Annotated in this window: 8 protein-coding genes and 1 other RNA gene; 8 read left to right on the top strand and 1 reads right to left on the bottom strand. The window is 32.4% G+C overall.

What is annotated here, in order from left to right; translation table 11 throughout:
• Nucleotides 1-3: 3 nt before the first annotated feature.
• The gene (gene mnmE / locus AAGD26_RS04705; protein WP_341751309.1) at nt 4-1422 is read right to left on the bottom strand and encodes a tRNA uridine-5-carboxymethylaminomethyl(34) synthesis GTPase MnmE; all 1419 of its coding nucleotides are present in this window, start codon (nt 1420-1422) and stop codon (nt 4-6) included.
• Between the two features lie 323 nt (nt 1423-1745).
• On the opposite strand from mnmE, the gene AAGD26_RS04700 reads away from it, so the two are divergent.
• The 8 genes from AAGD26_RS04700 (at nt 1746) to AAGD26_RS04665 (ending at nt 12344) form a co-directional block, all read left to right on the top strand.
• Nucleotides 1746-6569: an NAD-glutamate dehydrogenase gene (locus AAGD26_RS04700; RefSeq protein WP_341751308.1), complete on the top strand. Its 4824-nt coding sequence runs from the start codon at nt 1746-1748 to the stop codon at nt 6567-6569.
• A gap of 6 nt (nt 6570-6575) precedes the next feature.
• On the top strand, nt 6576-6920 hold the full coding sequence (locus AAGD26_RS04695) for a helix-turn-helix transcriptional regulator (protein WP_341751307.1): 345 nt from the start codon (nt 6576-6578) through the stop codon (nt 6918-6920).
• A 5-nt stretch (nt 6921-6925) separates the two neighbouring features.
• A complete protein-coding gene (locus AAGD26_RS04690; protein ID WP_341751306.1) occupies nt 6926-7135 on the top strand; it encodes a hypothetical protein in 210 nt (69 codons plus the stop codon).
• A gap of 2 nt (nt 7136-7137) precedes the next feature.
• Entirely contained in the window at nt 7138-7455 is a 318-nt protein-coding gene (locus AAGD26_RS04685; RefSeq protein WP_341751305.1) for a cell division protein ZapA, read from the top strand.
• Between the two features lie 42 nt (nt 7456-7497).
• Nucleotides 7498-7656, top strand: a non-coding RNA gene (ssrS, locus tag AAGD26_RS04680) — 6S RNA.
• A 15-nt stretch (nt 7657-7671) separates the two neighbouring features.
• Complete coding sequence (locus tag AAGD26_RS04675) at nt 7672-9897, top strand: DNA translocase FtsK (RefSeq protein WP_341751304.1); 2226 nt, start codon at nt 7672-7674, stop codon at nt 9895-9897.
• Nucleotides 9898-9965: 68 nt separating this feature from the next.
• On the top strand, nt 9966-11003 hold the full coding sequence (locus AAGD26_RS04670; RefSeq protein ID WP_341751303.1) for an IS630 family transposase: 1038 nt from the start codon (nt 9966-9968) through the stop codon (nt 11001-11003).
• Nucleotides 11004-11237: 234 nt separating this feature from the next.
• Nucleotides 11238-12344 (top strand): efflux RND transporter periplasmic adaptor subunit, encoded by a 1107-nt coding sequence (locus tag AAGD26_RS04665; RefSeq protein WP_341751302.1) that lies wholly within the window; start codon nt 11238-11240, stop codon nt 12342-12344.
• Nucleotides 12345-12447 lie beyond the last annotated feature (103 nt).

Raw genomic sequence — 12447 nt, 5'->3', positions numbered from 1 at the left:
TGATCATTTACCTATACAAAAATTACTAAATATCTCTCCTAAAACTTCTTCAACACTAATCTTACCAGTAACATTACTTAAACTTCTGATAGCCATTCTAACATCTTCTGTGGCTAGCACTAAGTCATTTTCAATATTAAAATTTTCTAAATATTCCAACGCTTTTTCTATACAGGTTCGTTGACGTTGTCTAGTAATATGCGGCGATTCGGTTAAACCTGCTATATTATGAGCAATATTTTCGATTTCCTTTAATAAAATATCCAGTCCTATTTTTTCTTTTATAGAGATTTTTAAATAATTTTTGTTTAATGGCAGCAACCTATCTTCCATGATGTCATTCCCGCGTAGGCGAGGATCTATATCCCGCACTGAAACAGGATGACAATGCCCCAAACTTTTATCCAAAAGATCAATTTTATTGACCAGCATTATGCTATTATCATCTATTAAATCTATAATATCAGCCATCTCCTCAAAATATGAGGGTGAGTTGCTTAACTTTATAGCATCAAGCATAATTATTTTGATATCAGCCATTTTTGCTGACTCAATTGCACGTTTGATACCTTCTAGCTCTATTAGATCATTACTAGACCTTATACCAGCCGTGTCTTGTAATATAATTGGGTATCCTCCTATATCTAGATGCCCCTCAATTATATCACGAGTTGTACCTTCAATGTTTGATACAATAGCAACGTCTCTTTGCATCAAGAAATTAAGTAAGCTAGATTTACCAACATTAGGAGTTCCTAAAATAGTCAATTTAATACCGGTTCGAAGCAGCTCCCCCCGTCTATTATCGTTAAGGTGTTTTATTATAGCATATTTAAGTTCACCACTAAGAGTCATAACTCTATTTAATATTTCTTGTGGAATATCTTCATCGGGGAAATCAATATAAGCTTCTAGGAAACCGATGATGGTCAGTAAAGTTTGTCTCCACCCATTGTAAAGTTCTTCAAGTCCTCCGCCAACTTGTTTAACCGCCTGCCTATGTTGCCAAACAGTTTCTGCTTCAATTAAATCAGCAATACCTTCTGCTGCAGTTAAATCAAATTTGCCATTTAAAAACGCCCTACGGGTAAACTCTCCAGGCTCTGCCATTCTTAAACCATCGATGGTTAACAATGTTTCAGTTAGCATGGCAGCAATTGCTATACTGCCATGTGTATATATTTCTACTACATCTTCTCCAGTAAAGCTAGCTGGAGCTTGGAAGTATACTACCACCGCATCATCAATTAATTCTTGATTCTTAGGATTTATGAGTTTTTTACAGTACATAATTCTTGGAACAAACTCTATATTATTATTAAGCAAATGTTTTAAGGCAAATAGGCTTTTAGGTCCAGAGATACGAAAGACTGCAACACCAGCTTTTCCTAGTTTAGAGCTTTGAGCGAAAATAGTTTCCACAATAGTAGTGATCCTCTTGCTTAAGTAATTTATTTAATTATAATCAATAGCAAGTAGACAAGAATTAAACAACTTAAATTCTACACAAAGATGTCATTTCCGCTTTGACAGGGGACTATATTACTTAATGTCATTCGAGCTGCAGCGGAAATCTATATCCCTGCCTGCTCAGGAATGACATTAAGGGAAGTAGGAATGATTGCATGAACTTTGTCCATATATGACATCGAGTATACTGTGATATTATTCCTAATTTAAGCTATTTAAACACTTGTTGCCTACTTGGTAATCTATTGAAACAATTATAAAGTTTGGTAACAGCTATGACAACAGAAAAGACATCTTTAGCTTTGAGTAAGCTTACCTGTCAAGTTCCTAATTATGAATCAGAAATTTTATCACTGAGTACAGTAAAAAATGGGAATCCATTTTATAGCACCCCTCTTTATAGTAAGTTTGTACAGAAATTTCTAGCTTATATCCCTGTAGACTATAGATTTAGAGATAGACTAGAATTATTTGATGAGTTTACAAATAAGGCCTTTCAGTTCTTTCAAGAAAAACAGCCTGATAAAAGAAAGTTGCAGATTGTCAGTACAGTAATTGAAAATGATCCTGCAATTAATATTTTGCTACTGAATGATAACAAATCATTTATAGTTGATTCGATCATTTGTTTATTAACAAGTCTAAATTTAAAAGCTAAATTTTTACTTCATCCTATTATAGCTTGTGTAAGGAACAATGATGGTAACTTACAAGAAATATTGGATATAAAGAAAGATAGAGAGGAATCTTTAGTCCATATCACTATACTAGGAAGTTTTGATCAAAAAGATATTAGCTCTTTGGAAATGACTTTAAATGAAGTTCTAGATCAGGTAGATACTACTTATAATGTATGGTCTAAAATCTTAAACAGAGTGACGTTAATTTCAAACGATATCCAAAATAATCAGCAATTATATAATGAGAATCATTTAGATTATCATGAATCTATAAATTTCTTAGATTGGTTAAAAGATGATAATTTTACTTTTCTAGGTATGATTAACTTTGATCTAACTTCTAAAAATTTTTCATTGGAAGATGGTATTAAAAAGATATGGCAAAATAGTGGTGAAGTGCTTGATATTATAGAACGTTCAGCAAATTCATTACATGAAAATAAACTAATTATTTTAGGTAAAATTAATATCTTATCAAAAGTACATAGAAGTAACTTAGTAGATTATATTTTAATTAAGAAAATTGATCAGGAAAAAAAATATCATTCAGGTAGTATAATTTTTGGCTTATATAGCTCTGCAATGTATTATCAATTAGTTACTGATATTCCCATACTGAGACAAAAACTAAAATTTGTTGTAGATAAAGCCGCTTTCCCGATTGGTGGATATAATACCAAGAAACTTAAAAATATAATTCAATCTCTGCCTAAAGAAGCTTTGATACAAATTGATGAAGGTGATCTATACTGTATGTGCTTACACGTATTCTCAGGGATAACGAGTAAAAAACTCAAATTATTTATTCAGCAAGATTGGTCTGGTTCGTTTATTAATGTCATAATATTTTTACCAAGAGATCGTTTGACACTAGAAGTACATAGTAGCATAAATTATTATTTATCAAATATACTTAGTGGTCTAATACTTTTAGATTATACTGCAGAAGTGGTAGAAAATTTTTCATATTTATTTATTACGTTGGAGCTACAGGGTAAAAAGAATATTGATTTTGATGTTGAACTAATAGAGCAAGAATTAGATAAGCTCTCCACTCGTTGGAGTGAGGATTTTTACCAAAAGTTATGTAAAGAATTTGGTGAATACCAAGGGGGAGTAAATTTTAAGCTTTTTGACCCAATTTTTCCTATCGACTATAGAGAAAAATTTAATGGACAAACAGCTTTAATAGATATTGACTATTTAAAGGAAGCTAGTATTTATCGCAAACCGATATTTAATTTAATTGCTATAAATAATAAAGAGTTCCAGCTAAAAATTTACAGCCCAACACCTAAATTAGCTCTTTCAGACTTATTACCATCTATAGAAAATTTGGGATTCAAAGCTATAGATGAACAAAGCTTTACCATAAAAGGAGCAGGAGATATTGAAGAAAGTTGGATATATGAGTTCACTCTCGAAACATTGATAACTATTGAAAGCAATATTGATTTACTTAAAGCAAACGTAGAAGAGGCTCTAGATAAGATATATCTTGGACTTTTGGCTAATGATTCTTTAAGCAAATTAATAGTGTTATCGGGCTTTAATTGGTGGCAAGTTAAGTTGGTTAAAGCATTAACTAGATATTTACATCAAACCGGCTTTGTCTATGGCAAGGGCTACGTTCAGTTGACCTTAATAAAGCATTTTTTATATACTAAAATGTTGGTTGATTTGTTTGATACTAAATTTAATCCCGCAAATTGCTCAGATGCACGTGCAAAAACTATAAAAGATAATATTTTTAACTATCTTACCACAATTACTAGCAGTAGTGAGGATAAGGTTCTAAGACAAATGTTTGATATTATTGAAGCTATTACAAGAACTAACTGTTATCAGCCTAGCTCTAATGACTTAAACAGTTCAGCTAACAAGCATAGTACAGTCAGTAAAAATTATTTTTCTTTTAAATTTGACTCGCAAAAAGTTCCTCACTTGCCTTTGCCAGTACCATTTGCCGAAATATTTGTTTACGATAATGATTTTGAAGCTATCCATTTACGAGGGGGCGTCGTCGCTCGCGGAGGTATTAGATGGTCTGACAGAGGTGAGGATTATAGAGTAGAAGTATTAGGACTAATGAAAGCCCAAATGACCAAAAATTCAGTTATTGTACCTGTTGGCTCAAAAGGTGGATTTTTTGTTAATTTCACTGATGATAATATGACTCGCCAAGAATATATGGCAAGAGTGGTGCAGTGTTATAAAAATTTTCTCCGTGGATTACTTGATATTACTGACAATATAGTTGATGGTAAAGTTATTCAGCCAAAAAATACTATTATCTACGACCAAGAAGATCCATATCTCGTGGTTGCAGCCGATAAAGGTACGGCAACGTTCTCGGATTATGCAAATAGTGTATCGGCTGAATATAATTTTTGGTTAGGCGATGCTTTTGCTTCCGGTGGATCAGTAGGTTATGATCATAAGAAAATGGCTATTACCTCAAAAGGAGCTTGGATTTCTGTAGCAAGCCATTTCCATGCTATGGGTATTGATGTACAAAAAGATCCTATTACTGTTGTTGGTATTGGCGATATGTCTGGGGATGTTTTTGGTAATGGCATGCTTAGGTCTAATACCATAAAACTTGTTGCGGCATTTAATCATAAACATATATTTATTGACCCACAACCTGATCCAATTATTAGTTTCAATGAACGTATGCGACTATTCAAGTTACCTACATCAAATTGGTCTGACTATAATCAACAATTAATTTCAAAAGGTGGCGGAGTTTTTGAAAGAAGCAGTAAGTCTATATCATTATCCCTAGAAGCCAAGTTATTGCTAAAGATAAACATTAACGAATCATCTCCTGAACATCTGATTAGAGCTATCCTACAAGCAGAAGTTGATTTGCTTTGGAATGGCGGTATAGGAACCTATATAAAAGCTTCAACAGAAAGTCACTTAGAGATAGGCGATAAGGCAAATGATAATCTTAGAGTCAATGGTAAAGATATCAGAGCTAAAGTAATAGGAGAAGGAGGAAATATTGGCGTATCACAACAAGGTAGAATAGAATATAGCAAGCTAGGCGGGAGAATAAATACTGATTTCATTGATAATTCAGCTGGTGTTGACTGTTCGGATCATGAGGTAAATATCAAAATTGCTCTTAATCAGGCTATGTCCTCTAATAAGATTAGTTTAGAAGAACGTAATAAGTTCTTATTTACTATGACAAAACACGTCGAGGAACTGGTTCTAGTTGATAACTATAAACAAACTCAGGCACTTGATATAATGCAATTATCTAGTACTTCAACTATCGGAGTATTTAGCCAATTTATTGATACTTTAGAAGAAGAAAAATTAATTAATAGAACTGTTGAGTTCTTACCAACTCAGGAAGAACTCAGTAAAAGGGCAGTTAATAAGGAAAATATGACCCGTCCCGAGCTTTGTGTATTACTTTCTTATAGTAAACGCTCAGTCTATCATGATTTAATAACAGCAACATTTTCAAAAGATAAGTATTTTGAATCTTATCTGATTAATTATTTTCCAAAACTAATGCAAGAAAAATTCCGTGAGGAAATTTTAGCTCATCCGCTTAAACATGAAATTATTCGAACCGTTGTAACAAATAAAATTGTTAATCAATTAGGCGGACCATCACTTAATCTTATAAAACGTGAAACTCAGGCTGCTCTTTGTGATATAGTTCGTTCGTATACTATTATCTGTGAAATTTTTGATTTAGATAATCTATGGGCTATAGTAGAATCTCTAGCAAGTAATATAGATCATAAAGTTAAAATTGACATGTTCACTGAGCTTGCTAAAATTATGCGTAGAGGTATCTCTTGGTTTCTAAAGCATATAAAACATCCTATCAATATTAGCAATACCATTGATGAATTTTATGAACCAGCTAGAATGCTTAGTAAAGTGGTTGGTAATCTTCTTTTAGGAGAAGCAAAAAACAAATTCGATAATAAAGTTAAGCAATATACTTTATCAGGAGTGACAGATGAAGTAGCTCGCAGGATTGCAACTCTTGACAGCCTAGTGTCTGTCTTTGATATAATATATATTGCAAAAAAGACAAAAGCTAAAAATAATGATGTTGCTAATTTATATTTCACTACTGGTAATAAATTTAGTATTGATTGGCTTCGTAAATCTTGTGATAAACAACTAAATGATTCCTACTGGAATAGATTATCAATTCAATCATTAAAAGATGACTTATATGATAAACAAAGACAATTATTGGCTAAAATAATTAACAACTCTAAATTAAATATTGATTTAGAGTTATGGATTGATAATAATATAGATGCCGCATGTATTTTTTTAGATTTTATAAAAGGAATTAGATTGCAAGAAACTATTGACTTAAATATTTTAATTTTAGCAAACAAAAAATTTGAAACTTTTTTGCGTAAGCTTGAGTAATGCGTTATGTCGTCATCCCTAAAACAAGCGAGAATAGAATCTGGTAAAACTCTTGAAGAAATATCTAGCTATTTGAAGATTAGGAAGCAATATTTGGTAGCTCTTGAAGAGGAGGATTTTAGTTCGATGCCAGCGGAAGTTTATGTAAAAGGTTATCTTAAATTATACTCAAACTATTTAGGGATAGATGTAAATCTCAGTGAAAAAGACAATCAGGAATCTTCAAAAGATATTGACCTCAGAAATAGGTCAGATCCAATGATATTGGACTATAAATGGAAAAAACAACTAATTATTATTTCTGTTTTAATATTAATAATAATTCCAATAATTTATCACTTAATATTATAATCTGAATGAAAATAACTAATGATTTATTACTTAAGTTAATGCAAGAAGTGGATCAAGGTCTTGAAGGTCTCTTATCAAATATCGCTAGACAGCATGAAGAAATCAATAAACTGCAGGATGAAAATAAACAGCTCAGGGATAATTATGCAAAAATACTTGAGCAAATAGCTATATATATTGCTGAACTTGAAGCAATAAAACATAAAAATACATAAAGATGTCTATAGTAACAATAACACTTGGTAGCAAAACTTTCCAACTCGCATGTAGTGAAGGATCAAGAGAAGAATTATGCAATCTTGCAGCCAAATTAAATGAAAATATTGCTCAGATAAAAAAAGTTAACCCATCAGCATCATTTGAACTATTATTAGTTATGTCTGCATTGAGTTTACAGGAGCAAGTACAAAACTTGACTAACAAAATTGCTAAAATTGATGGTGCTAATATACCTCCCGAAGAAGAAAAATTTGCAGAAACGTTAAGTACTATAGCAGGATATTTAGAAGACCTTGCGAGAAAGATTGGAAAGTGATATTATATAATCCCGTGTATGAAACATCAATGTTTGAAATGTAATGGGCTGCTTGGTTCGTGAGCTTAACGTATTGCCCCGGGACTATAATTTTTATTATTAGGAAACCGTCCCTGTCTGAATCTATTATACAGATATATGGATTCCACCTTACATACAGGTTCTTTGAGGATCTTAGGCAACGACCGAAGTGGTTCATTTTTTTAGGCAACTTTTGTGCTATATTACATAAACAGGATTTTTACTAATAATAGAGTGCAGTCTGTTTTATTAATGCTGGTGGGCTGTTCTACTGCTCTATTACTAGTGACTTATAATCCAAATGATCCTTCCTTTAATTCTGTCACAGACAAATATCCTAGCAATTTATTAGGTCATTTCGGTGCTTATTTGGCAGATATTTTTTACCAGTTTTTTGGTATAGCGTCCTTTATTTTACCAATTTGTTGTATTTTTTGGTCTCTGAGTGTATGGCATTTAAAGAAGAAATGGGCTACCGTCAGGATAATTGTGATGCTGCTGTCAATTATATCATTATCGATAGTCTGCACTAATATAAAAATTAATTATTTACCAGCAGGTGCAGGTGGGACAACAGGTACTATTATTTATCCAATAATCAAGCAATTGGACGCTAGAGCCGATTACGTTTTAATTATTACTACATTTATTTTATTATTTTTATTGACTGAAATAAAATTTTCAGTTTTTGGGATCGCTATAATTAAATTATTCAAACTAATACCTTATAAAAAATTTATACTTTTACCTACAATATCAACAAATAGCAACTCAACTAAACCAGTTCTGACAAAAAAGACTCCTTTTATTAATCAAGAAGAAGCAACGTATGCTCATAAAATAGATGCATTACAAGAAAAAAATAATGACATACACTCCCATTGTTCAAAACAACAATCTCCATTCAAAAAAGAAAATGGCGAATTACCATACTTGCCCCCTATCGAATTATTAAAACAAGCTGACAGTCAAAATATAAAAGTAGAAACTGCATCAGAATTACAACATAATGCCCAAACGCTGTTAACTGTTCTGAATGATTTTGGTGTTAAAGGTCAGGTAATTAATATTAGCCAAGGTCCAGTGGTAACGTTATATGAATTTGAGCCAGCTGCAGGTACTAAATCTTCTAGGATTATAGGCTTATCAGATGATATTGCTAGGTCTTTATCTGCGATATCAACTAGAATAGCTGTAATACCAGGTAGAAACGTTTTAGGTATTGAATTACCCAATAAACAAAGAGCTTTCTTTTGTCTAAGAGAATTAATTGAAACACCGGAATATCAAGATAGCAGTATTATGCTACCATTGATTCTAGGAAAGGATCTCGCTGGCAAACCTTTTGTTGCCGATTTAGCAAAAATGCCACATTTGTTAGTTGCTGGTACGACAGGCTCCGGTAAATCAGTAGCAATTAACGCAATGATAATTTCCCTACTTTACCGTTATACTCCAGAAGAATGTCGGTTAATAATGATCGATCCCAAAATGCTTGAACTATCAACCTATGATGGCATACCACATCTTCTGACCCCAGTGGTTACCGAACCAAGTAAAGCCGTGGTAGCCCTGAAATGGGCAGTAAAAGAGATGGAAAATCGTTATAGAGCAATGTCAAATATTGGGGTCAGAAATATAGCAGGTTATAATGCTAAAATTCTGGAGGCTGCGTCAAGTGGTAAAATATTAGAACGTTCTGTCCAAACAGGATTTGATCCGGAAACTGGTAAACCTATTTATGAGACAATTGAAATGAATATGGAAAAATTACCATTCATTGTAGTAATTGTTGATGAAATGGCTGATTTAATGTTGGTAGCTGGCAAAGACATTGAATTGTCAATACAGCGTCTAGCTCAAATGGCAAGAGCAGCAGGTATTCATATTATCATGGCAACCCAAAGACCTTCTGTTGACGTTATTACTGGGGTAATCAAAGCTAATTTCCCGAGCCGTATCAGTTTTAAAGTAACTTCTAAGATTGATAGTAGGACTATTCTTGGTGAACAAGGTTCTGAGCAATTACTTGGTATGGGAGATATGCTTTATATGGGTAATTCATCCAAGATTACCAGGGTTCATGGTCCATTTGTTGATGATAAAGAGGTAGAAAAAGTAACCCAATATTTAAGATCAACAGGAGTACCTGAATATCTTTCAGCAGTGACTCAGCAATTAGATGATGATGAAGTAAATGCCGAAAGTCTAGGAGATGATTCAAGCAGTGATGAAACTTTATATAAAAGAGCAGTACAAATCGTACAATTAGAACGAAAAGTATCAATTAGTTATATACAAAGATGTTTACGAATTGGCTATAATAGAGCGGCTACTCTTGTTGAAAAAATGGAACAAAATGGGGTAATATCTCCTCCTAACCATACTGGTAAGAGAGAAATATTATTGCCAGAAAATTAAGTTCTTATATATATACTGCTCGTAAATGAAGAGTTGAAGGAAGAGAAGAAAGAAGCTAGAATATGATAATGGGAAATATTTTAACATCTGAACAAAGAACGGTACTGAAGTCAGGTCATGGTAATGAACGAGATAGGAGAGTATGTGACCGAATTAAGGCAGTTTTGCTGTATGATAAAGGTTGGAGCTATGGAGAAATAGCAGAAGCATTGCTGTTAAGTGAAGAAGCTATAAGAAAGCATGTAAGAGATTATCAAAAATTTAATAAATTAGAGACAGCTACCGGTGTTAGTGCAAGTAAGCTAAGTGAGCTAGAAGAGAAAGAGTTAATAGAGCATTTAGAAATATGTAATTATGTTTATGCCAAAGATATCAGCAATTACATAGAAGAAAAATACGGTGTTACCTATACAATAGCAGGAGTAACAAAACTATTAATCAGATTAGGCTTTGTATATAAGAAGCCAAAGATCGTACCCGGCAAGCTTGATATAGATAAGCAAGAACTATTTAAGCTAGAATATAGTTTGTTAAAAGGTACTCTCAAGGCTAAAGAAGCTATATATTTTATGGATAGCGTTCATCCTCAGTATCAAACAAAAGCCCGTTATGGTTGGATCAGAAAGAATCAAAATAAAACTTTACCAACATTTAGTGGCTGGAAAAGGAAGCATTTAATAGGAGCAATTAATTTATCTGATTTGCAATTAGTTAGCACAGATAATCCTAAAGTAAACGGTGATTATATAATCAATTTTCTACAAAAATTAGAAGCAGAAAATCCTAATAAAGAGAAGATATATTTGATTTGTTATAATGCTGGGTATCATAAGTCAAAGAAAGTAAAGGAGTATCTAGTAAATAGCAAAATAGAATTAGTATTTTTACCTTCCTATAGCCCTAATCTTAATCCGATTGAACGATTATGGAAATTTATGCATAGAATTGTAACAAATAATAAATTTTACCATAATTTTGCTCAATTCTCAGAAGCTATAGATAGATTTTTTGCTAATATTGATAAATACAAAGGTAATTTGATTACTCTTATAACTGACCAATTTCAGACTATAACTTTTAATCATTTTGCCAACTCTTCAGGTTAATTGAGTATATAAGGCTATACACTAGTTATGGTTGAAACATTTCCATGTTAGCTACACTACTACTTTCTGTAAATAAAATTTTACTGTATATGTGACTGGAAAACAATAAAACCGTTTGTCACGGTTCTTTTGTTATCAGAAATTATACTCAAATGATTTGAGTATAATCGAAGTTGAAAATGAATAGATTAAAGAGAAGGTTAGCAATCTAATCAGAAATATGGTAAAATTCAAATGACCCTAGGGAAGATATTAATAAGTCGAAGATCCTATATATATGGACTATTATTTGTTGCAGTATCGGTTGTTGTAGTGATAGTTTCTATCAAAAAAGTAGTCAGTAGACAAGCCCCAACACAGCAAGTGGACAATCAAGCTGTTGTAATTCCTGTTGAAGTGGTTAAGGCTCAATATTCAGAGGAGACAAATGATATATTGGTTACAACAGGCAAAACCTTAGCCTATGAAACACATGCAGTTAAAGTCAATACAACAGGAAGAATTAAAGAACTTGACTTGCCTATAGGTAGCTATGTTAAAAAAGGTGATATTTTAGCGGTATTAGATACCACACAAATTGACTATCTGATTGAACTAGCAAATGAAGAGTATCATCTTAAAGAGAAAAAAGCTAATGCGATGAAGCAGTTATTGGATAAGAATCTCATTAGATATACAGAGTATGTGAACCATAACATAGAATACCTTGATGCTAAACAAAAATATTATACATTACTTGATGAAAAAACCAATCATTATGTTGTTGCCCCATTAAGTGGAATTGTTGAACGAAAACTTGTTACTGTTGGAGAGCTTGTTACACAAAAGGATAAAATAGTCGTTCTTTATGATATTCATATTATCAAGGTTGCGTTTGGTCTTGATGAAAGCGACTATCAAAAATTTAAAAGTGCGGGAGGGAGCTATGTCAACATCTATATTCCCGCTTTAAACTTAGCCCTTAAACTAAGTGATTTTAAAACTTCAGAAATTGCCCAAGATAAGAATCACTCAGTCTATATTGAAGCATTGATTCCAAATGATGATAATTCAATCATGCCGGGCTTATTTGTTAACGTAAATGTTATTTTCAATGGCAACAAGCAACGGATAAAATTACCAAACTCAGCTGTTTTCTTTGACTCTTATTACTATGTTTATGTTATTGAGAATAATACAGCTAAAAAAGTAAGGATTGAAATAGGTGATAGTGATAGCCAAAGTGTAGAGGTAGTTACTGGCATCAAACCAAATGACCAAGTGGTTATTTCAGGAAAGAAGGGATTGCATGATGGAATCAAGGTTTTGATTGAAGATGAGGCAACTCACTCAACAATATGAAATAGGTCATAACTTATTGACGCACCGGAATCGAAACTTGACAAATTATAACAATAGTTTGACAAGTCAAGAATATTTCAATTTGTATTTACAATATATTAAT

Source organism: Candidatus Tisiphia endosymbiont of Piscicola geometra (assembly GCF_964026415.1).
Classification (GTDB): domain Bacteria; phylum Pseudomonadota; class Alphaproteobacteria; order Rickettsiales; family Rickettsiaceae; genus Tisiphia.
This window is presented reverse-complemented; position numbering and strand designations above follow the sequence as displayed.